This is a genomic window from Nocardia suismassiliense (genome assembly GCF_900269665.1).
GTDB classification, from domain to species: domain Bacteria; phylum Actinomycetota; class Actinomycetes; order Mycobacteriales; family Mycobacteriaceae; genus Nocardia; species Nocardia suismassiliense.
In genome coordinates this window covers 8,298,269-8,318,058 of record NZ_LT985361.1, presented here as the reverse complement: position 1 = coordinate 8,318,058, position 19,790 = coordinate 8,298,269, and the positions used below count along the sequence as shown (strand labels likewise).

The window sequence follows — 19,790 nt, the reverse complement described above, 5'->3', positions numbered from 1 at the left end:
GTCTGAAGGAACGTGCGAACCGCGGTTGTTACTCGCGGGTTCCTATCGAATCTACGTCGCGCCCCAGGGGACTGGCAGCCGGGGTCGCCTCGCCCAACGCCTCGAGCAGCACCGGAAGTAGCTGGGCCGCGGCCAGCTCGTAACCGGCGGCCGAGGGGTGGAAACCGTCGGCGGCGAAAAGGAGTTCGGGCTGGGCGCGGAACTCCGGAGCGAGCAGATAACCCATCGGCACCGGCCGGCCGCCCGCGACGGCGGTGGCCACCGTCTGCGCCTTGGCCAGCCGGACGCTCCAGTTGTGCACCACCGTGCGCAGCGGCTGCGGAATCGCGGTCACCGTGCCGAGATTCGGGCAGGTGCCGACCACCACCACGCTGTCGGCCCGGCGCAGGCGCGAGACCGCGGCGGCCAGCCTGCGCGCGGAGGCGCGCACCGAGTGCTTCTTGGTGATGTCGTTGGCGCCGATGAGGATCACCGCGGCGTCCGGCGGCGGACCGGCCACGAACATGGCGTCCACTTGACCGGACAGACCTTTGGAGGTGGCGCCGGAGATCGCCTTGGTGCTCAATCGAATTCGCTGCCCGGTAGCCAGCGCCAGGCCACGGGCCAGGCGGACGCCGGGCACCTCGTCGGCGACCACGCAGCCGACACCGGCCGCGGTGGAGTCACCGAAGATCATCAGGTGCAGGTCCGCGTGCTTGCCGGTGCGCCAGCGTTCCGGCGTCAGGCAGCCCGCCGAGTAGATCCCGTCGGCTTCCGGTGGTTTCGAAGTGTCGCGGCCGATCACGCCACGCGCCGCGCCTGCCTGCGCCATCAATAGTCGAGAGGCCGCCCACCATGCGGTGCCCGCGCCGGAACCGGCCAAGACTGTTGCGGCACCGGTCACCGCGGCCGTCCGCCAGCCGATGCGTGGTGCGTTCACACAAGAAAATGTACCGACTTCACGCGGTCGGGGCAGCCGGAGCGGGAACCTGGAACCAGCCGCGGGCGGGAATGTTTGCGTGATCGGTGGTGACGGTGACCTCGACCAACCCTGGGCCGGTGTCCTGGAGCAGTGAATACTGCATGCTGCCGTAGAGGCCGGACACGATCGTCTCGTCGTAGCTGCCGACCGCGCCGGTGTTGGTGTTGCGCCAGGCCACGGTGGTGCGCACCTCGCACAGCGGGGCCAGCGGATAGTCGCCCGGCCCGATGCCCGCGACCGGCAGCGCGCGCATATTGAGGATCGCCCGGCCCGGCCACGCGGGCCCGACATCGGCCCAGGTCCGGATGGTGGTGCCGCACCAGCCGCCGTAGGCGAGCGTGGGCACCTGCGGGAATTCGATGGTCACTGCATTCGCCTGCGCGCCCGGTCCGGCCAGCGCGGCGAGTGCCGCTCCGGCCAGCACAACGCCGGCCCTGGCGATGTTCGGCTGCTTCATGGTTCGGATCCTAAATGGGCGTTTGCTGGAATCCCGGTTTGTCGAGCCGGACGGGCTTGCGCGTGGCGTGCGCGAACTCACACCGGGACCATCTGGAACTATGGGTCGCATGCGCATCGCCGACCATGTAGTGGACCTCATCGGCAATACGCCGCTGGTCCGGTTGAACTCTGTTGTAGGCCCGAACGCCGGACTGGTGGCGGCCAAGATCGAATACCTGAATCCGGGTGGTAGCTCCAAGGATCGGATCGCGGTCAAGATGATCGACGCGGCCGAGCAGTCCGGGGCGCTGAAGCCCGGTGGCACCATCGTCGAACCCACCTCCGGCAACACCGGTGTCGGCCTGGCACTGGTCGCCCAGCAGCGCGGCTACCACTGTGTCTTCGTCTGCCCGGACAAGGTGAGCGAGGACAAGCGCAACGTATTGCGCGCCTACGGCGCCGACGTCGTCGTGTGCCCGACCGCCGTCGCGCCGGAGGACCCGGCCAGCTACTACAGCGTCTCCAACCGCCTGGTCGGCGAGATCGACGGAGCCTGGAAGCCGGACCAGTACTCCAACCCGGGCGGCCCGGACAGCCACTACGAGACCACCGGTCCGGAGATCTGGCGCGACACCGACGGCAAGGTCACCCACTTCGTCGCCGGTGTCGGCACCGGCGGCACCATCACCGGCGTCGGCCGCTACCTCAAGGAGGTGTCCGGCGGTCAGGTCAAGATCATCGGCGCCGATCCGGAGGGCTCGGTGTACTCCGGCGGCACCGGACGGCCGTACCTGGTCGAGGGCGTCGGCGAAGACTTCTGGCCCTCCGCCTACGACCCGGCGATCCCGGACGAGATCATCGCGGTCTCGGACGCGGACTCCTTCGACATGACCCGGCGCCTCGCCCGCGAGGAAGGCCTGCTGGTCGGCGGCTCGTGCGGCATGGCCGTGGTCGCGGCCATCGAGGTCGCCAAGCGTGAGCCGGACGCGGTCGTGGTGGTGCTGCTGCCCGACGGCGGCCGCGGTTACCTGTCGAAGATCTTCAACGACCAGTGGATGAGCTCCTACGGCTTCCTGCGCGAGCGCCTCGACGGCAGCACGGTCGAACCGCTGGTCGGCGACGTGTTGCGCGGCAAGTCCGGCGAACTGCCCGACCTGGTGCACACCCACCCGTCGGAAACCCTGCGCGACGCCATCGAGATCCTGCGCGAGTACGGGGTATCGCAGATGCCGGTGGTCGGCGCCGAGCCGCCGGTGATGGCGGGCGAGGTCGCGGGCAGCGTCTCCGAGCGCGATCTGCTCTCCGCGGTGTTCGAAGGCCGTGCGCACCTGACGGATTCGGTCGGCAAGCACATGAGCCCGTCGTTCCCGCTGATCGGTGCTGGCGAGCCGATCTCGGCGGCGACCAAGGCGTTGTCGGATACCGACGCGCTGATGGTGGTCGAAGAGGGCAAGCCCGTCGGTGTCATCACCCGCCACGACCTGTTGGGCTTCCTCAGCATCGGAACCCTTGGCCACTGATTGGGTTTCGCGCATCCTTTTGCGTTCCCGCACATCGAATCGCCTGCGATTCCGTGTGCGGGAAGTCAAGGCAGGTGCGTTTATTCGAGGCGGGCGCGCAGGGCTAGCGCGTCGCGGGGCGCCATGACTTTGGCGTCGTTGTCGAAATAGCAGTAGACGTCGTGGGCGGCGGACCAGGTGCGGATCTTGGCGGCCCACATGTCCAGGCCCTCATCGGTGTATCCGCTGACGTAGAGCTCATCGTGACCGTGCAGCCGGATGTAGACGAAATCGGCGGTGACCTCCTCCATCAGCGGGTATTTGCCTGCGGCGTCGGCGATTACGAGTGCGATCTGGTGCTTGGTCAGCAGCTCGGTGAACTCCGGCGTGACGAAGCTGGGGTGCCGGATCTCCAGCGCGTGCCGCAGCGGCCGGTCGGCGTCGGTGGTGGTGAACGCCGGATCCACCCGATGGTCGTGCCGTTTCGCGATCTCGACGGCGTGCGTGGTGCTGCGCGGGAGGTGGGTGAAGAAGGTGCCGAGCAGCTCCGGATCGAACTGGAAGTTCGGCGGCAGCTGCCAGAGGATGGGGCCGAGTTTCGGGCCGAGCGCCAGCAGCCCGGAGGCGAGAAAATTCGCCAGCAGCTCGTCACCGTCGCGCAGGCGCTTCATGTGCGTGATGAATCTGCTGCCCTTCACCGCGAATACGAAGTCGTCCGGCGTCTGGCTCGACCAGTTCTGATAACTCGACGGACGCTGCAGCGCGTAGAAGGAGCCGTTGATCTCGACGCTGTTCAGCTGCTCGGACAGGTACGCGAGCTCGCGCTTCTGCGTGACGCCCTTCGGATAAAAGACGCCACGCCACGGCGGATACACCCAGCCCGAGGTGCCGATCCGGATCTCACCCATGACTCCATCGTGGCAGCCGAGGCCACCGGCTAGCCGGATTTGCCGACCGCGGCCCGCTCGTTCCGCAGCGTCGCGACCCGGCCGACAACCCACGCGACCAGCATCGCGGCCAGGAACGACAGCAGCGACGCGCTCATCCACGCCTGCTTGGTGAAGTGCAGCTGCTCCTGCACATGCACCCAGAAGTCCGTCCACACCCCGGCATCGCCCGGGTTGATGAGCTGATAGACCGAGAGCCCGGCCAGCCAGGCGGCGATCATTCCCCAGCGTGGCGGGGCATCGGTGGCGGTGTTCCACTCGCCTTTCGCGCGCAGGAAGAAGTCGGCGACCAGCACCCCGAGCAGCGGCACGAACACCGAACCGATCAGGCCGAGGAAGGCGAAGTAGTTCGCCATGTTCAGCTGCAGCGCGAGCAGCGTGATCAACGCGCCCAGACCGATCGACAGGATCCGCCGGTCGATACGCGGCGCGAGATTCTGGATCGAAAGCGCGGTGGAATACACGTTGGCGAAGGACTGATCGGCCTCGCGCAAGACGAACACGAAGAAGAACAGCCCACCGAGACTCACCTGGAGAAACGGCGAGTACTGGCCGTCGCCGGTCGCCCGGGCCAGCGCGAACAACCCGAGGGTGTAAGCGACGATCTGGGTGATCGCATAGGCCCCGCTGGCCGCGCCGAACGCCGTGCCGGTGCTGCGCGAGTGCCGGGTGTAGTCGGCCGCGACCGGCATCCAGGAGATGGACACCGCGAGCGCGGCGTCGGTGGCGATCCAGAAGAGGTTCCAGTCGGCGCCGAACGGGCCGCTGCCGTGCGGACCCGGATTGGCCGACAGGTCAGGCAATCCGGTGCGGAAGAACTGGATATAGAACCAGACCAGCGCGATCACCACGCCGATCGTGACGAACCGGCGCAGCAGCCGCACCGAACCGAGCGGCCAGATGGTCAGCGCCGTGGTCAGCACGCCCGCGGCCACCACATAGAGCCAGTGTGGGCCGCCGCCGAACAGCTCGTCGGCCGCGTCACCGATGACGATCAATTCGAAAGTGCCCCAGCCGATCAGCTGGGCGATGTTCAACACGGTGGGCAGGTAACTGAGTTTCGCGCCGAACAGACCGCGCAGCAGCACCATCGCGGGCTTGCCGGCCTTGGCGCCCGGCACGGCGGCCAGCCCGAGCATCAGCCCGCCGACGACGGTGCCGACGATCATCGCGAGGATGCCCGCAGAAATGGAGATCTGCGGTACGCCATCGGAATTCGGTGCCAGCACGGTGTACGCGCCGGAGAAGGCGATGAGGCTGACACCCAGATTTGCCCAGAATGCGCTCTGGTCCCAGAAGGACAGCACCTTCGGGGCGGGCTCCTCGAGGGTGAAGGGGGCCTCGTGCCGTTCGGAGTTGTGCAGGGTCGATGCAGACATGCCCGTAACGCTCTTCCTACGCCGGCATTACCCGGACAGGTTCATGCGGTCGGCGAAGCGCTGGGGTCCGCCCTCTCAGCCCGGCCGTGCCCGAGCTCCCGCGGTGGGGTGGTTCGGGCGAATAGTACACGTGGCAGCTCGGCGGTCACGGGGCTGCGCGCTCGGGCGGCCGTGAGCTTCGAGTTCGCTCGAGTGGTTATCCGTCTTTTCATGGGGTAGTACGAAAAGGGATGCAGGCGCGCTAATTTCCGCTCTGAGCAGGGAATTGGCGTTGTGCGTTCAGGATCACACCAGCTGTTAACCCTGATAACGGAGATGTAACGGTCTGTTCACTAGTCGCCGCGAGGATTACTAGGTATGACGCGCAGGCAAGTGATCGGATGGGTAGCTCTGCTGGCCTCGGTGCTTGCCGGGGCGACGTTACTCGATCGCGTGCATTTTCCGGCGCCGCAAATGATTCTAGCGATCGTCGTCGGTGGGGCGCTGGCGTTGGCCGGGAAGTTGCCCGCCCCGATGCCGCGGCAGCTCTCGTGCGGTGTGCAGTCCATGCTCGGGGTGCTGATGGGCAGCTACCTGGAGATCTCGCTGTTGTCGAGTATCGGGATGGCGCTGGTGCCGGTGCTGGCCGTCACGGTGGCGACGCTGCTGATCAGCCTGCTGGTCGCGGTCGTGTTCGCGCGCTTCGCCCATGTCGAGTTGCCGACGGCGACGCTCGGATTACTGGCCGGCGGTTCTGCGGCCGTGGTCGCGGTGGCCGACGATATGGACGCCGATCCGCGGCAGGTTGCGTTCATGCAGTACCTGCGGGTCGCGCTGGTCGCGGTGAGTGCGCCCGCGCTCGGCGCGCTGCTGAACAACAGCGGCGAGGGTCTGGTCACCGAGCATGCGACGCTCGGCGCCGCGGTCACCAATCCTGATCTGCCGTACTGGATGATCGTCGGGCGCGGCGATCAGGTGGCCGGGTTGTCCATCGCGGTGATGCTGTGCGTGCTCGGCACCAAAGTGGGCAAACGGCTCAACCTGCCGAGCCCCGCGCTGATCGGGCCGATGCTGATGACCGCGGTGCTCACCGCGCTGGGCGTCAGCCACGGGTACGCGCCGACGAATCTGTTCAAGGATCTGTTGTTCGTGCTCATCGGTTTCGAGGTCGGCACTCGCTTCACCAAGCCGGTCGTGCGCGAGATGGCCCGGATGATCCCCGGTATGACGGTCACCATTGTCGCGCTGTCCGCCATCGTCGCGGGCCTCGCCTTCACCGTCGCCACCTTCGTCGACCTCCAGCTGTCCGACATCTACCTGGCCACCACGCCGGGCGGCATCAACGCCGTGCTGGCCACCGCCGAGTCGATGGATGCCAACCTGCCGTTGATCACCTGTGTGCAGAGCATGCGATTGCTGCTCATGGTGTTGATGCTGCCGCTGCTGGCGAAGGCGATGCGATGGTTTTCGGCACGGCAGATGGCGATGCCGGAACCCAAGCTAGCGGTCTGACCCGGCCTGCGCGGACACTTTCGCGCGCTATACCGCGGTTTTCGGCGCGGTGCGGCGACAACTGTCCATTCAGGCCGGGTTCCCGTGCGCCACTACGCCTTCCGTACCGCGCCGACGATGAGATCGGTCCATTCGTCGGCCAGCGAGGCCAGGCGATACCACGCCGCGTGCACCCGATCGTCGGACACCTTCTCGGCGGTGTGCAGCAGATGGCTGGCGTGCGCGTGCGCCGCGGCCATGCGATCGACGGTGGCGCCGAGGGATCCGGTGCGCAGGTGCTCGGTGCACCCGCGGCGGGGCACCTGAGTGGCCACCCACTTATCGATGGCGGCGACCAATTCGACTCGGCGGCAGTCGATTCCCGCGGCCGCGAGCGGATTGCCGTGGCGCTGCCGGTGCAGGGTGGCCAACGTGCGGGCCCAGCCGATCAAGGGGTGGTCGGTGTTCGGATCGCCCTGGCTACTGGCGAAGGCGGCGACCAGCTCCCGCTGATCCGGCAGTGACCGAGCGGTGCCGCCCAGACCGGGGAGGGCGTGATCACGCACGAACATCGCGGGCTCCCGGCGGGCGGTGGCGCATCGCGGCGCGATCGACCGGCCATCGGCCGATGGGGTCGGCGGTCTGTGTGTTCATCGTGCTCCTCCGGGTGACGTCAGGCGGGAGGCATTGCCCTGATGCCGGATCCGGGATAAGCGTGCGCCACCCACCTCGGCGTGTCGGTGACATTCAGATGGCACAGCGATGACAGGTCGTAACAATCTTCTCCGCATCGCGTACGGCCGCATTGTGAGGAAGACCGACCAGTTCGGAGCCTTCGACCATGGACAGTACGGGTCCGCGTGCCGCGGTGCGAGTAGTCGCGCCGAATGACTCAATGTGGCAAATTATCTGCAAACGAATGGTTCGAGTTATGCAGCAGGGGTATAACCGGCATTGAAGCAGCCTCGGCAAACGCCATGGCGTAATCGGATAGCGAAGGGATGGGCATGTACACCTCCAGTTTGGCTATCGATTTCCAGAAGGGGTTCTCGGACGCGTGGAGTTCGGTGGCCACGTTCGTCCCCAAGCTGGCCGGATTCATCGTCATCTTGCTCATCGGCTGGATCGTCGCGAAGGTCGTATCGACGATCGTGGACAAGGTGCTCGACCGGCTCGGCTTCGATCGCCTGGTCGAGCGTGGCGGGCTCAAGCAGATGATGTCGCGCAGCCGCTACGACGCCTCCGATCTGCTGGCGAAGCTGGCCTACTACGCGATCCTGCTGATCGCGCTGCAGCTCGGCTTCGGCGTCTTCGGTCCGAATCCGGTGAGCGATCTGCTCGACGGCATCGTCTCCTGGCTGCCGAAGGCCGCAGTCGCGATCATCATCGTGGTTATCGCGGGCGCCATCGCCTCCGCGGTGCGTGACCTGGTCGGCAACATGCTCGGCGGGCTGTCCTACGGCGCGATGATCGGCCGGATCGCCGCGGTGTTCATCTGGGGCGTCGGCATCGTCGCCGCGCTGAACCAGATCGGGGTGGCCATGTCGGTCACCATGCCGATCCTGATCACCGTGCTGGCCACCATCGGCGGCATCCTGGTGGTCGGCGTTGGCGGCGGTATGGTTCGCCCGATGCAGCAGCGCTGGGAGAACTGGCTGAGCGGGCTGGAAGAGGAGATGCCCGCGGTCAAGGGGCACGCCGAGGCCTACTCGCGTGGTCGCGAGGATGCCTCGCGGGAGCAGCTGTGGATGGATCAGCAGGCCACCCGTGGTCAGCATGCGCAGCAACAGCAGTGGGATCAGGGTGCGATGCAGGGTGGTGGCGGCTCGTACGAGCAGTCCGGTGAGTACATGGGGTACCGCGATCCGGGCGACCGGCGCTAGGCACCCTGCTCGGTTCGAATGACGAACGCGTCCGCCGTGGGCTCTCGGCCTCCGGCGGACGCGTTTGTTCTATTGCCCGTCAGGCGGGCTGCAGAGACGGGTGCAGGCACACGCTCGCCAGGCGCAACTGCACCCAGTCGGCGTTCGCCCAGCTGCCGAGATCGTCCGGTACCGCGCCGGTCATCGGCGCACCGCGATCGGCCGCGACCTCGCGCACGTGATCGAGCAGTCCGCGTGCGTAGCCGGCGAGCAGCACACTCACCGGAATGCGCGCGGATTCCTCGACACCGAGCGTGAGGATGTCGCGCACCGCGGCGGCGTGCTGATCCAGCGCCGCCGACAGCGCGGGCAGCTCCGCGGCCGCGGCAAGCGCCGGTACCCCGTGCGTCTTGTGCAGGCGGTTCAAAATCTTGCGCGCCGACACTTCGAGCAACGCGGGGCCTAGCAGAAACATGTTCCTATGCTAGCAACCGGCGAGTCTTTATAGAACTGTGACGCTTCACCCAGTCGGTTTTGCCGGAAAAGTGCGTTCCAGCAAATTGTCCGCACGAAAATCATTGGGGCAGAACCGGTTCGCCGCGACCATTCATAAACGCGACCGACCGGTACGAATTCGGTGCGGCCGAACGCACGGTGGCCGAGCGTTGCGTTCAATCCATGGACGGCGTCACCGGAAGGCGTTGGCGTCGGTCAGCGCCCGCCCGAGCACGAGCTGATGCACCTCCGCCGTGCCCTCGTAGGTGAGCACCGACTCCAGGTTGTTCGCGTGGCGCAGCACCGGATAGTCCAGCGTGATGCCGTTCGCGCCCAGAATGGTGCGGCACTCGCGGGCGATCGCGATGGCCTCCCTGGTGCTGTTCAGCTTCCCGGCGCTCACCTGCTCCGGTGTCACCACGCCACGGTCCTTCAACCGGCCGAGGTGCACGGCGAGCAGCTGACCCTTGCCGAATTCCAGGGCCATGTTCGCCAGCTTCGCCTGCGTCAGCTGATACGCGGCCAGCGGCTTGTCGAAAACCTCGCGGGTGCGCGCGTAATCGATGGTCGCGGCCAGGCAGTCGCGGGCCGCGCCGAGCGCGCCGAAGATGATTCCGAACCGCGCCTCGCTCAGACAGGCCAGCGGCGAGGCGAGTCCGCGCGACTCGGGCAGCACGGCGTCGGCGGGCAGCCGAACATCGTCGAAGTCCAGTTCGGCGGTCACCGAGGCGCGCAGCGACAGCTTGCGGTGCATCTCGCGCGCACTGAAGCCCGGCGTCCCGGCCGGCACCAGGAAGCCGCGGATCACCTGCTTGCCCTCGTCCTCGGTCTGCGCCCACACCACCGCGATATCGGCCACCGAGCCGTTGGTGATCCACATCTTCGAGCCGTTGAGCACCCAGTCGGTGCCGTCGCGCTTGGCCCTGGTCCGCATGCCGCCCGGGTTGGACCCGAAATCGGGTTCGGTGAGCCCGAAACAGCCGAGCGCGCGGCCCGCCGCCATCTCCGGCAGCCACTGCTGCTTCTGCTCCTCCGAGCCGTACTTGTGGATCGCGGTCATCGCCAGCGAGCCCTGCACCGACACCATGCTGCGCACGCCGGAATCGACCGCCTCCAGTTCCTGGCAGGCCAGCCCGTACATCGTGGCCGACATGCCCGCGCAGCCGTAGCCCTCTAGATGCATGCCGAGCAGCCCGACCTCGCCCAGCTGCGGTGCGATCTCGCGGGCCGGGAAGGTGCCTTCCTCGAACCAATCCGCGATGTGCGGTCGCAGGCGTTGATTCGCGAAGGTCGCGACGGCATCGCGGATCTCGCGCTCCTCGTCGGACAGCAGGGAGTCGATCGCGAACAGTTCTTCCACAGTCACCATGCGCTAAGCCTAAATGGGGAAGGTGCCGGTGAGATCATGGTCACCGCAGGTGCTTCTCGGAAAATTTTCGGTGCAACGGGCTCAGCTGCGGAACTAGATCGGATTCATCGGACGAATGCCGGACACGCGTCAACTGTGGAGCACCAGGGGGTTGCCCAGAAATCGCCCCTGATTAGGCTGGCCATTATGAGTGAGCTGGGGTTCTCCACACGGGCCGTGCACGCAGGATTCGATCCCGACCCGCAGACCGGCGCGGTGAACGTGCCCATCTACGCGAGTTCGACGTTCGCCCAGGACGGCGTCGGCGGCCTGCGCGGCGGTTTCGAGTACGCCCGCACCGGCAACCCGACCAGGTCCGCGCTGGAAGCCAACCTCGCCGCGCTCGAATCCGGTACCTACGGCAGGGCATTCGCCTCCGGCATGGCCGCCACGGACTGTGCCATTCGCGCCACGCTGCGCCCCGGTGACCACATCGTCATCCCGGACGACGCGTACGGCGGCACCTTCCGGCTGATCGACAAGGTGTTCAGCCAGTGGGGCATCGAGCACTCGCCCGCACACGTCTTCGACGTAGACGAGATGCGCGCGGCGATCCGACCGAACACCAAGCTGGTGTGGGTCGAGACCCCGACCAACCCGCTGCTCAGTATCGGTGACATCCCGGCGCTGGCCGATATCGCGCACGGCGCGGGCGCGAAACTGGTGGTGGACAACACCTTCGCCACCCCGTACCTGCAGCAGCCGCTGCTGCTCGGCGCCGACATCGTCACCCACTCGACCACCAAGTACCTCGGCGGTCACTCCGATGTGGTCGGCGGCGCGTTGATCACCAACGACCCCGAACTCGACGCGGCGTTCGCCTTCCTGCAGAACGGCGCGGGCGCGGTGCCCGGCCCGTTCGACGCCTTCCTCACCCTGCGCGGCACCAAGACCCTGGCCGTGCGGATGGACCGGCACTGCGACAACGCGGAGACGCTCGCCGAGTTCCTGTCCCGGCATCCGGCGATCTCCCAGGTGATCTACCCCGGCCTGCCGGAGCACCCCGGCCACGCGGTCGCCGCCAAGCAGATGCGCCGGTTCGGCGGCATGATCTCGGTGCGGTTGCACGGCGGTCCGGACGCGGCCCGCGACTTCTGCTCGCGCACCAAGGTGTTCACGCTGGCCGAGTCGCTCGGCGGGGTGGAGTCACTGATCGAGCACCCGGCCGCGATGACGCACGCGTCCACCGAAGGCTCCGTGCTGGAGGTGCCCGCGGATCTGGTGCGGCTGTCGGTCGGCATCGAGGACGCCGCCGACCTGCTGGCCGATATCGAGCAGGCGCTCGGCGGCTAGGAACCCACGGACATGACGAAACGGCCGCACCTGGAATCCGGGTGCGGCCGTTCGTGTCTCAGGGGAAGAACTCGGCCGTGGCGTGCGCTGCCGAGCTGCGCGCCGCTGCGTCCGGGAAGGCACGCAGCGCGACGGCCGAACGCGTCAGCTGTGGTACGGCTCCGCGCTGACCAGGGTGACCTTCATGGTCTTGCCGTTGGGCAGGGTGTACTCGCGCGTGTCGCCGACCTTCGCGTCGATCAGCGCGCCGCCGAGCGGGGAGGCCGGCGAGTAGGTCTCCAGCTTGGAGTCGTTCAGGCCCTCTTCGCGGGTGGCGATGAGGAAGGTCTCGGTGTCGGACTCGTCGCCGTCGTAGTAGACCTTGACGACCGAGCCGGGCAGTGCGACGCCGGACTTGGTGGGCGCGACGCCGACCTTGGCGTTGTTCAGCAGCTCCTGCAGCTGGCGAATACGCGCCTCCTGCTGACCCTGCTCCTCGCGCGCGGCGTGGTATCCGCCGTTCTCCTTGAGGTCGCCCTCTTCACGGCGTTCGTTGATCTCGGCAGCGATAACGGGACGATTGGCGATGAGCGCATCGAGTTCGCCCTTGAGCCTGTCGTGCGACTCCGGGGTCAGCCAAGTCACTTGCGTCTCAGTCATCTCGATCACTCCCTAGTAGTTGTTCCCGGCGGGCCGGGATTCCCTGATAACTGCCGCAGTACCCACCCGTGGGGCGGGCACGCACCAGTCGACGGCTAGAGCGATCCTGGGAAGTTCATCGAACCCCGACAGACCCGGTTCCGGACAAAGCTCGTAACCCGGAACAGATAGCGCTGGCCGCCAATGCAGCAAACACGGCTCCGAACCCCGGAACCGTGTATCAGGCCATTTTAGCATGAATCACAAACGTGCAGGTCGGAGTTAATTTCGAGGACAACCGCTGCGGCAAAAGCGGCAAATCACCCTGCTCGAAGATAGCTGGGCACCTCGGCACTGCAGCCGTAGATACTGCTCGACGCCGGTCGCGAGGACGCCTTGACCGTGGTGGTCTGCTCGATCGTGCCGCTGGTAGACGGGGCGATCAGGACCTCTCGACGGCCGACCTCGACACTGTCGCGCGCCATGGCCCGGACGAAGCACACCACGGGCTGTGCGGGATCTTTGCGGGTGACCTTGATCCGGATCGCCATCGTCGAGTCGTCGACCACGACGTAGCCCAGTTGTTCGGACTCGATGTCCTTGGGGCCGTACTTCTGGTAGCCGATGTAGGCGATGCCGCAGCCGAGCAACACCACGGCCAGGCTGAGCGCGACCGGCAGCCAGCGGCGGTCGACCGGCGGTTTGGTGCCGTACCGGTCGGTCGGCCTGTTATGCGTCGCCGGGACCGTGACTTCAGCAGCGGCCGCGGATTCATCGGGCGCGTCGGCACCGGGCGAGGTTTCATCGCGCTGGCTCAAGGTCGCTCCCGGGGGGTACGTCGGAACAAAAGTCGGTCGAATGGAACTATAGGGAACGAAGACCAGACACCCGCGAGCGAGAGCGATGGTGAACGAGACGTGAGTGGCCTTCGCCTCATGGCGGTGCATGCCCACCCCGACGACGAATCCAGTAAGGGTGCCGCGACGACCGCCCGGTATGCCGACGAAGGACACGACGTCCTCATCGTGACGCTGACCGGTGGCGAACGTGGCAGCATCCTGAACCCCGCGATGGACACCCCCGGTGTCCTCGACCGGATCGACGAGATCCGCCGCGAGGAGATGGCCGCCGCGGCGCGTGCGCTCGGCGTGCGCCAGCACTGGCTCGGATTCGTCGATTCCGGTCTGCCGGAGGGTGATCCGCTGCCGCCACTGCCGGAGGGCAGTTTCGCGACGGTGCCGCTGGAGGAGTCCACCGAGGCGCTGGTCCGGGTGGTGCGCGAGTTCAAGCCGCACGTGATGACGACCTACGACGAGCTGGGCGGCTACCCGCACCCGGACCACATCCGCTGCCACGAGGTATCGGTCGCCGCGTTCGACGCGGCGGGCGACCCGGCGCGGTTCCCCGACGCGGGCGAGCCGTGGACGCCGCTGAAGCTGTACTACGACCACGGGTTCACCGCCCGGCGCATGGAAGTCTTCGCCGAGGAGTACGAGCGGATGGGTGAGCCGTTCCCGCTGCAGGAGTGGCTGGACCGGATGCGCAAGTACGTCCCGGAGCGCGGCGACGTGTTCTCCAGGGTCACCACCCAGATCGACTGCGCCAAGTACTTCCCGCAGCGCGACGACGCCCTGCGCGCGCACGCCACCCAGATCGACCCGAACGGCGCGTTCTTCGCCATCCCGCTCGAGCTGCAGCAGCGGCTCTGGCCGACCGAGGAGTTCGAGCTGGCCAAGACCAGGGTCAAGACGGCGCTGCCGGAGACCGACCTGTTCGCCGGCATCGAAGACGAGCAGCGGTGATGCTGGTTCTGCTCGCCCAGACCCCCGGCACCCCGACCGGGCCGGAGTTCGGCAAGGCCTCCCCGCTCGGGTTCTTCATCATTCTGATCCTGCTCGCGGGCACGGTGCTGCTGGTTCGTTCGATGAACAAGCACCTGAAGAAGCTGCCCGCGACCTTCGAGCCGGACCACCCGGAGCCGGACCAGGAGGCCGACGAGGGGACCGAGCGCGGCATCACCACCCGGCCCGACGAGGCCGAGCCGGACGGGCGGACCGAGAAGACCTGATTCGGACCGGCTGCGGTACAGCAGGTCTCAGGCGCGTCTACGCAGGTTCGGCAATGTGACGCGCCAGTGTCACTCGCTGTCCGGCGCGAGGGCAGCGTAAGCGGCAGCGGCGGCGTTCTGCTCCGCTTCCTTTTTCGAGCGCCCCACCCCTTTGCCGTAGGCCACGCCGCCGACCACTGCCGTCGCGGTGAATTCCTTGTCGTGATCCGGGCCGGTGGACGTGATCTCGTAGGTGGGGACGCCGAGGCTGTGCTCGGCGGTGTACTCCTGCAGGCTGGTTTTCCAGTCGAGGCCCGCGCCCATCTTGGCGGCGCGCTGCAGCAGATCGTCGAACAGCCGCAGCACCACGGTGCGGGCGACGCCGATGCCGTGCTGCAGGTGCACCGCGCCGAGCAGCGACTCCATGCCGTCGGCCAGGATGCTGGTCTTGTCGCGGCCGCCGGTCAGTTCCTCGCCGCGGCCGAGCAGCAGGTGCGGTCCGAGACCGCCGGGGCCGAGGCTGCGGGCGACCTCGGCGCACGCGTGCATGTTGACCACCCGGGATCGGATCTTGGCCAGGTCACCTTCGGTGCGTTGCGGATGCCGCAGATAGAGGTATTCGGTGACGCTGAGCCCCAGGACCGAATCGCCCAGGAACTCCAGTCGTTCGTTGGTCGGCATGCCGCCGTTCTCGTAGGCGTACGACCGGTGCGTCAATGCCAAGGTCAGAAGTTCGTCGTCGAGTGGAACACCGAGCGCGGCAATCAGATCCGTGTGGTCGTCGGAGTTCGCGCTGCGGTACGCACCGGGTTCGTCGGTCATAAGCAGCACCGCGCGGTGCCGCGCGAAATTCGGGGCCGCCCATGGGCGATGCGCAGGTCGCCGACGGACCTGCGGGAGACAACGACACCGGCGCCGCGGTGGGCCCTCAACGATCGCACGCTCGACCTTCCTGGTAGCACACCTGCATTGCGCTGCACGAACGTGAGTTTACCCACGTGCGCGCAGCGCGAATGCGTGGTCCGAACCCACCATGCTACGGCCGAAACGCCGGTGCTGTGACCACGGTCACAGCCGTGCTGGAGCCGTAGGATGGAGCAACCTGTCCGGTCGCGTGGCGCAGCGCGAGCTGTGCTCGAAACATCAAGTGGGGGAATATAAATGCCGACCACACCGGCTCGACCGCCGATCTCGTCGAAGCAGTGATCGGTGCGATGGGTATGGCACCGATGACCACGGCGCAGGCGGGTGTCGCAGGCCAGCAGGCCGGATCGCCGGTCGGTCTGTGCGTGGTCGGCGGCGCCGACGGCTACCAGGTTTCGGCGATCGGGCAGGGCTTCGTCGGATTTCTCAGCTTCGCGGGGCCGGGCATCGACCGCGATCTCGCGTCGTCGCCGACCGAGGCGGATCCGAGCTGGATCGTCAACGGCATCGGGCGCGGCAGGGTGTGCGTCGTCGCGTATCAGAAAGACGGGTGCGGATTTCACCAGATCGCCGTGGAGTGCCAGAACGTCGACTGACGGCTTCGGATCAGTTGGGGCCCAGCAGGTCCCACCGATTGCCCGCGATATCGCGAAATACCGCCACCGTGCCGTACGGCTCTTGCCGTGGCGCGGTGACGAATTCGACGCCGTGCGAGGCCATGTGGCGATAGGCCGCGTCGAAATCGGCTACCTGGAGAAAGAATCCGACTCGGCCCGCGGTCTGGTTGCCGACCACGTCGGCCTGCGTCGTGCCGTCCGCGCGGGCGAGCAGCAGCCCTGTCTGGGCGCCGGGCGGGCGGACGACGACCCAGCGTTTCGGTCGCCCGTCGTTGGTCCGGGACGGGGTGTCCTCGATCAGGTCGAAGCCGAGTGCTTCGGTGAAGAAGGCGATCGCCGGGTCGTAGTCCGCGACGACGAGGGTGCAGAGGTCGATGCGCATGGTCACGACATGGTAGGCCGCGCGTGCCTGACGACGGCTGATCGCGTGATGCGAACCGGCAATGCATGGCAAGTTGTTTCAACCGGGAGTAACAGGTTTGAACCGCACCTGAACTGGTTACCGAAATCTGTACGACCGGGGCGGAAATCGGCAGTGATTGTCATCTGGGTGCCCACTACATAGCGCGCTCTACGGTCGTTAGGGTGTCTGCGCAACAGTTTTCAAACGTTGTGGGACGAGCGTTGCATGCGCTCGCGCCGCATTGCAGACTGTATCCGAGATGTATTCGGATCGCGCATCCGCTTAATCGCCTGGCCACCGAGAAGCACACTGCTGGCAACCTATTTCGCCGCGAGCAGCTTTCGCAACGGCCTCCGTATGTCGCCCGCCTGTGTTACCAATTCAGCCAGACCGCTCGACCGAAGGAAGCTCATGGACAACGTGATCGGACAGATCGACCGTGCTCTCGACGCGACGAGCGTGATCGTCGCCGCCTTGGACGACAGCTCCTTGGCCGCGCCGACGCCCTGCCGGGAGTGGGATGTGCGCACCGTGCTGAACCACACGGTGGGCGGCATGCACGTCTACGCGGCCGCGTTGAGCGGCACGGATTCCGGTGCCGATCACGAATCCGATTGGCTCGGCGGCGATCCGCAGGGCGCCTACGCGGCGGCGGCGGAGGTGGACCGCGCGGCCTGGCATCGGCCCGACGCGCTGGACAACACCGTGCACAGTTCGCTGGGGGCGCTGCCTGCCTCGGCGGCGGCCCTGGTGCACCTCACCGAACTGGTGGTGCACGGCGTCGATCTCGCGGTGGCCATCGGCAGGCCCGATCTGGCCGATGACGAGTTGTGCGGCGAACTTCTCGCCACCATGCGGAGCCGGGGTGGGATCGACCAGTTCCGTGGTCCCGGTGTCTTCGATGCCGAGATCCCCGTCGCGGACGGGGAGCCCGGGCATCGTCGACTGCTCGGCTATGTCGGCCGGGAAGTGCTGGCCCGGACGCCGTAGGCCGCGCTAGCGGATCCGCACCACGGTCGAGGCCGCCAGCAGCAACAGCTCGCGGGCTGCGGCCTGCTGGTAGTCGAGCCGGCCTGCGTGGTTGCGGTGGAGTGCGTGTTGCTCGGCATGCACCGAGGACGTCGCCGCACCGATATTCCGCGCTGCGTCGTCGTTCGGACGTGCGAAGGTGAAAATGCGCATGGCAATTCCGTCCTTTCCTTCATGGCGGGTATTCGGTCCGATTTCCTGCGCGCTCACCGCATTTCGGCATACGTCGGAGACGTAACCGGATAGGGTGCGTGCGCGTTCCTGCACGCCGGTGTTCGCGGTTGAAAACGGACACCATCGACTCGACGCGTATTCGAACCGACGGCAGGTAGCGCTACCGGTCGAGCTACCGAATCCGTCGATTCGGTCGAATCGACCGTTGTCCGCGCACCGGGCGCATTGCGAACTGTATCCGGTCGAATTCGACCGGCGCATCCTATTTTTCGGCGGCCCGGCGAGGTAGCGCCGCACCGGTTGCGTTCGGTCGCGGCCGGTATGGCAGCTTGAGCAGTCGTGCAGGAGATCTTTCGCGACGTCGGCGTGCAGGGCTGGGTGCACGCCCGGTGTTTCGACTGCGGCGCGGAGGTGGGGTCGGGCGCCGACGAGCCGGTGGTGCTCGCGTCGGTGGTGAAGGTGCCGCTGGTGCTGGAGTTCGCCCGGCAGGTGGCGGCGGGACAGCTCGATCCGACCGATCGGGTGCGTGCGGGGGCAGTGGATCGGCTCGGCGGGGTCGGCACGGCGGGTTGCCACGACGACGTCGACCTCAGCCTGCGTGATGCCGCCTTCTTCGCCATCACGCTGAGCGACAACACCGCCGCCGATCTGCTGTTCGAGCGGGTCGGCATCGACAATGTGCGCTCGCTGGTCCGCGAACTCGGGCTCGCCGGGACCCGGATCGTCGGCGCGCCACGGCATATCGTGCAAAGCATGGCCGACGACATCGGCGCGCGGGACGCGGCCGAGTTCGCCGAGCGGTTTCCGGCGCTCGCGGCGTCGGAGATCCTGAGCAGTCGGGCGCTGGATCCGCAGCGGACCACCGCGAGCACGCCGCGCGAAATGACGCAGCTGCTCACCCTCATCGGCGAGGACCGCGCGGGCCCGGCCGAGGCCTGCCGGTGGGTGCGCGATCTCATGCGCCAGCAGCTGAATTGGCACCGCCTTGCCGCCGCGTTCCCGCCCGAGGTGCAGGTGTGGGGCAAGACCGGCACGCTACCCGGGGTGCGCAATGAGATCGGTGTGCTCGAGTATCCGGACGGAAGTCGTTATGCCGTCGCGGTTTTCACCAGGGCAGGCACGCTCGCCCAGCGGCTGCCCGAGGTGGATCGCGCGATCGGCGCCGCGGCCGCGCACGCGATCGGCCGCATTGTTCACGGCCTGCCGTACACCACGTTCCACGGCCGCTGCGCCACCTCCTGAACAGCGGCGGGCCGAGAGTTGCCGTCGCCCTGTACAACTCGCACAATCAGCTCCGCCAGCTCGGCCACCAGGGGGTGTGGCGCGTGCGCGGGCCAGGCGAGCGAGAGCCGCCACTGCAACGTGCCCGCCGGTAGTGGACGCCAGACGACCCTCGGCTCCTTCTGCGCTACCAGACCCTGGTCGAAGGCGACGCCGCGACCGGAAAGCACCATGCCCAGTACGAATTCGGGATTGCGGGCGTGCTGCACCCGGGCGGGCCGGAAGCCGTGCTCCCAGCAGGTGCGCAGTGTCGCGTCGTAGAGACCGGGAGCGGCCGCGCGCGGGAAGATCACCAGCCCGAGTCCGGCCAGATCGGCGAGGGTGAGCGAAGCGCGCACGGCCAGCGGTGAATCGCGCGGCAGCACCACCCCGACCGGGGTGTCGACGGCGGGGCCCAGCTCCAAGCCGACCACGTCGACCGGGTGTTGCAGCAGCCCCGCGTCGAGCTGGCGGTCGGCGAGCAGGCGGACCTGTTCGGCCGTGGTCAGCTCCTGCAGATCCACGCGCACCTCACGACTTTCGAACGCGGTGAGGATCGCGGCGAGCACCCGGCCCGCCAGTTCCGGCGGCACGCCGACCCGCAGCGCGTCCATCTCGCCGCGATGCGCCTTGCCGACCAGCGAGGTGGTGCGCTCCCAGCGGGCGAGCAGATCGCGGGACTCGGCGAGCAGGATCTGGCCCGCCTCGGTGAGCTCGACCCGGCGGCTGGCCCGGTCGAACAGCCGCGCGCCCAGATCGTTTTCCAGTTTGCGGATGCGTTGACTCAGCGGCGGCTGGGCGATGCCGAGGCGTTCGGCGGCCCGGCCGAAATGTAATTCTTCGGCGACGGCAACGAAGTACCGCAGCTGACGCAGCATGTCCACGCTGCGACGATATCGTTTTCGATATCGCCGAGCAGACCCGTCGGTCTTGGACAGCGGCGACGGTCCTGTGTTCTTGTGCCCC

General features: G+C 67.3%; 22 protein-coding genes. 9 read left to right on the top strand and 13 right to left on the bottom strand.

Features of this window, described 5'->3' with window-relative positions; all coding sequences use genetic code 11:
* Positions 1–28: 28 nt before the first annotated feature.
* Both DBO33_RS37265 and DBO33_RS37260 read right to left on the bottom strand, forming a co-directional pair.
* Positions 29–919: an SGNH/GDSL hydrolase family protein gene (locus tag DBO33_RS37265; protein ID WP_107659220.1), complete on the bottom strand. Its 891-nt coding sequence runs from the start codon at positions 917–919 to the stop codon at positions 29–31.
* A gap of 19 nt (positions 920–938) precedes the next feature.
* On the bottom strand, positions 939–1,418 hold the full coding sequence (locus tag DBO33_RS37260) for a hypothetical protein (protein WP_107659219.1): 480 nt from the start codon (positions 1,416–1,418) through the stop codon (positions 939–941).
* A gap of 109 nt (positions 1,419–1,527) precedes the next feature.
* On the opposite strand from DBO33_RS37260, the gene DBO33_RS37255 reads away from it, so the two are divergent.
* The gene (locus DBO33_RS37255) at positions 1,528–2,919 is read left to right on the top strand and encodes a cystathionine beta-synthase (protein ID WP_107660927.1); all 1,392 of its coding nucleotides are present in this window, start codon (positions 1,528–1,530) and stop codon (positions 2,917–2,919) included.
* 80 nt (positions 2,920–2,999) lie between these two features.
* Here DBO33_RS37255 and DBO33_RS37250 read toward each other — a convergent pair whose 3' ends face one another.
* Positions 3,000–3,806, bottom strand: coding sequence for a DUF72 domain-containing protein (locus tag DBO33_RS37250; protein ID WP_107659218.1), 807 nt, complete (start codon positions 3,804–3,806; stop codon positions 3,000–3,002).
* Between the two features lie 29 nt (positions 3,807–3,835).
* Entirely contained in the window at positions 3,836–5,224 is a 1,389-nt protein-coding gene (locus DBO33_RS37245; RefSeq protein ID WP_107659217.1) for a purine-cytosine permease family protein, read from the bottom strand.
* Positions 5,225–5,581: 357 nt separating this feature from the next.
* On the opposite strand from DBO33_RS37245, the gene DBO33_RS37240 reads away from it, so the two are divergent.
* The gene (locus tag DBO33_RS37240) at positions 5,582–6,715 is read left to right on the top strand and encodes an AbrB family transcriptional regulator (RefSeq protein ID WP_107659216.1); all 1,134 of its coding nucleotides are present in this window, start codon (positions 5,582–5,584) and stop codon (positions 6,713–6,715) included.
* 92 nt (positions 6,716–6,807) lie between these two features.
* On the opposite strand, the gene DBO33_RS37235 is transcribed toward DBO33_RS37240, so the two are convergent.
* Positions 6,808–7,266, bottom strand: coding sequence for a DUF4254 domain-containing protein (locus DBO33_RS37235; protein WP_107659215.1), 459 nt, complete (start codon positions 7,264–7,266; stop codon positions 6,808–6,810).
* A 435-nt stretch (positions 7,267–7,701) separates the two neighbouring features.
* Between DBO33_RS37235 and DBO33_RS37230 the strand changes: the two genes are divergently transcribed.
* Positions 7,702–8,577: a mechanosensitive ion channel family protein gene (locus DBO33_RS37230; RefSeq protein WP_107660926.1), complete on the top strand. Its 876-nt coding sequence runs from the start codon at positions 7,702–7,704 to the stop codon at positions 8,575–8,577.
* Positions 8,578–8,656: 79 nt separating this feature from the next.
* On the opposite strand, the gene DBO33_RS37225 is transcribed toward DBO33_RS37230, so the two are convergent.
* Positions 8,657–9,031: a DUF6401 family natural product biosynthesis protein gene (locus tag DBO33_RS37225; RefSeq protein WP_107659214.1), complete on the bottom strand. Its 375-nt coding sequence runs from the start codon at positions 9,029–9,031 to the stop codon at positions 8,657–8,659.
* Between the two features lie 213 nt (positions 9,032–9,244).
* Positions 9,245–10,420, bottom strand: coding sequence for an acyl-CoA dehydrogenase family protein (locus DBO33_RS37220; RefSeq protein ID WP_107659213.1), 1,176 nt, complete (start codon positions 10,418–10,420; stop codon positions 9,245–9,247).
* Between the two features lie 186 nt (positions 10,421–10,606).
* On the opposite strand from DBO33_RS37220, the gene DBO33_RS37215 reads away from it, so the two are divergent.
* A complete protein-coding gene (locus tag DBO33_RS37215; protein ID WP_107659212.1) occupies positions 10,607–11,752 on the top strand; it encodes a cystathionine gamma-synthase in 1,146 nt (381 codons plus the stop codon).
* A 144-nt stretch (positions 11,753–11,896) separates the two neighbouring features.
* On the opposite strand, the gene greA is transcribed toward DBO33_RS37215, so the two are convergent.
* Together greA and DBO33_RS37205 are read right to left on the bottom strand one after the other, a co-directional pair.
* Positions 11,897–12,391, bottom strand: coding sequence for a transcription elongation factor GreA (gene greA, locus DBO33_RS37210; protein WP_040738717.1), 495 nt, complete (start codon positions 12,389–12,391; stop codon positions 11,897–11,899).
* A gap of 299 nt (positions 12,392–12,690) precedes the next feature.
* Positions 12,691–13,188, bottom strand: a complete 498-nt coding sequence (locus DBO33_RS37205) for a DUF4307 domain-containing protein (RefSeq protein WP_234391251.1) — start codon at positions 13,186–13,188, stop codon at positions 12,691–12,693.
* Positions 13,189–13,305: 117 nt separating this feature from the next.
* Between DBO33_RS37205 and mca the strand changes: the two genes are divergently transcribed.
* Both mca and DBO33_RS37195 read left to right on the top strand, forming a co-directional pair.
* Positions 13,306–14,172 (top strand): mycothiol conjugate amidase Mca, encoded by an 867-nt coding sequence (gene mca / locus DBO33_RS37200; RefSeq protein ID WP_107659210.1) that lies wholly within the window; start codon positions 13,306–13,308, stop codon positions 14,170–14,172.
* Entirely contained in the window at positions 14,172–14,438 is a 267-nt protein-coding gene (locus DBO33_RS37195; protein WP_107659209.1) for a hypothetical protein, read from the top strand. The genes mca and DBO33_RS37195 overlap by 1 nt, the downstream gene beginning before the upstream one ends.
* 69 nt (positions 14,439–14,507) lie before the next feature.
* Here the strand turns inward: DBO33_RS37195 and rnc are convergent, their stop codons facing one another.
* On the bottom strand, positions 14,508–15,239 hold the full coding sequence (gene rnc, locus DBO33_RS37190; RefSeq protein WP_107659208.1) for a ribonuclease III: 732 nt from the start codon (positions 15,237–15,239) through the stop codon (positions 14,508–14,510).
* A 398-nt stretch (positions 15,240–15,637) separates the two neighbouring features.
* On the opposite strand from rnc, the gene DBO33_RS37185 reads away from it, so the two are divergent.
* Positions 15,638–15,937: a hypothetical protein gene (locus tag DBO33_RS37185; RefSeq protein WP_159080707.1), complete on the top strand. Its 300-nt coding sequence runs from the start codon at positions 15,638–15,640 to the stop codon at positions 15,935–15,937.
* A 10-nt stretch (positions 15,938–15,947) separates the two neighbouring features.
* On the opposite strand, the gene DBO33_RS37180 is transcribed toward DBO33_RS37185, so the two are convergent.
* Positions 15,948–16,340, bottom strand: a complete 393-nt coding sequence (locus tag DBO33_RS37180) for a VOC family protein (protein ID WP_107660925.1) — start codon at positions 16,338–16,340, stop codon at positions 15,948–15,950.
* A 432-nt stretch (positions 16,341–16,772) separates the two neighbouring features.
* On the opposite strand from DBO33_RS37180, the gene DBO33_RS37175 reads away from it, so the two are divergent.
* Positions 16,773–17,351, top strand: coding sequence for a TIGR03086 family metal-binding protein (locus tag DBO33_RS37175; RefSeq protein WP_107659206.1), 579 nt, complete (start codon positions 16,773–16,775; stop codon positions 17,349–17,351).
* A 6-nt stretch (positions 17,352–17,357) separates the two neighbouring features.
* Here DBO33_RS37175 and DBO33_RS37170 read toward each other — a convergent pair whose 3' ends face one another.
* Positions 17,358–17,543 carry a hypothetical protein gene (locus tag DBO33_RS37170; protein ID WP_107659205.1) on the bottom strand — a complete coding sequence of 62 codons (186 nt, stop codon included), beginning with the start codon at positions 17,541–17,543 and terminating at the stop codon, positions 17,358–17,360.
* 360 nt (positions 17,544–17,903) lie between these two features.
* Here DBO33_RS37170 and DBO33_RS37160 point away from each other — a divergent pair, with 360 nt between their 5' ends.
* Positions 17,904–18,806, top strand: coding sequence for a serine hydrolase (locus tag DBO33_RS37160; protein ID WP_107659203.1), 903 nt, complete (start codon positions 17,904–17,906; stop codon positions 18,804–18,806).
* On the opposite strand, the gene DBO33_RS37155 is transcribed toward DBO33_RS37160, so the two are convergent.
* Positions 18,758–19,702 (bottom strand): LysR family transcriptional regulator, encoded by a 945-nt coding sequence (locus tag DBO33_RS37155; RefSeq protein WP_234391455.1) that lies wholly within the window; start codon positions 19,700–19,702, stop codon positions 18,758–18,760. The two genes, DBO33_RS37160 and DBO33_RS37155, sit on opposite strands and share 49 nt — an antisense overlap.
* Between the last annotated feature and the right edge of the window lie 88 nt (positions 19,703–19,790).

Coding starts and splice junctions, on each gene's coding strand:
- DBO33_RS37170 (WP_107659205.1), bottom strand. CDS start 17,543: ATGCGCATTTTCACCTTCGCACGTCCGAACGACGACGCAGCGCGGAAT.
- DBO33_RS37255 (WP_107660927.1), top strand. CDS start 1,528: ATGCGCATCGCCGACCATGTAGTGGACCTCATCGGCAATACGCCGCTG.
- mca (WP_107659210.1), top strand. CDS start 13,306: ATGGCGGTGCATGCCCACCCCGACGACGAATCCAGTAAGGGTGCCGCG.
- DBO33_RS37215 (WP_107659212.1), top strand. CDS start 10,607: ATGAGTGAGCTGGGGTTCTCCACACGGGCCGTGCACGCAGGATTCGAT.
- DBO33_RS37240 (WP_107659216.1), top strand. CDS start 5,582: ATGACGCGCAGGCAAGTGATCGGATGGGTAGCTCTGCTGGCCTCGGTG.
- DBO33_RS37195 (WP_107659209.1), top strand. CDS start 14,172: ATGCTGGTTCTGCTCGCCCAGACCCCCGGCACCCCGACCGGGCCGGAG.
- DBO33_RS37245 (WP_107659217.1), bottom strand. CDS start 5,224: ATGTCTGCATCGACCCTGCACAACTCCGAACGGCACGAGGCCCCCTTC.
- DBO33_RS37155 (WP_234391455.1), bottom strand. CDS start 19,702: ATGCTGCGTCAGCTGCGGTACTTCGTTGCCGTCGCCGAAGAATTACAT.
- rnc (WP_107659208.1), bottom strand. CDS start 15,239: ATGACCGACGAACCCGGTGCGTACCGCAGCGCGAACTCCGACGACCAC.
- DBO33_RS37180 (WP_107660925.1), bottom strand. CDS start 16,340: ATGCGCATCGACCTCTGCACCCTCGTCGTCGCGGACTACGACCCGGCG.
- DBO33_RS37260 (WP_107659219.1), bottom strand. CDS start 1,418: ATGAAGCAGCCGAACATCGCCAGGGCCGGCGTTGTGCTGGCCGGAGCG.
- DBO33_RS37235 (WP_107659215.1), bottom strand. CDS start 7,266: ATGTTCGTGCGTGATCACGCCCTCCCCGGTCTGGGCGGCACCGCTCGG.
- DBO33_RS37250 (WP_107659218.1), bottom strand. CDS start 3,806: ATGGGTGAGATCCGGATCGGCACCTCGGGCTGGGTGTATCCGCCGTGG.
- DBO33_RS37230 (WP_107660926.1), top strand. CDS start 7,702: ATGTACACCTCCAGTTTGGCTATCGATTTCCAGAAGGGGTTCTCGGAC.
- DBO33_RS37185 (WP_159080707.1), top strand. CDS start 15,638: ATGGCACCGATGACCACGGCGCAGGCGGGTGTCGCAGGCCAGCAGGCC.
- DBO33_RS37220 (WP_107659213.1), bottom strand. CDS start 10,420: ATGGTGACTGTGGAAGAACTGTTCGCGATCGACTCCCTGCTGTCCGAC.
- DBO33_RS37175 (WP_107659206.1), top strand. CDS start 16,773: ATGGACAACGTGATCGGACAGATCGACCGTGCTCTCGACGCGACGAGC.
- DBO33_RS37225 (WP_107659214.1), bottom strand. CDS start 9,031: ATGTTTCTGCTAGGCCCCGCGTTGCTCGAAGTGTCGGCGCGCAAGATT.
- greA (WP_040738717.1), bottom strand. CDS start 12,391: ATGACTGAGACGCAAGTGACTTGGCTGACCCCGGAGTCGCACGACAGG.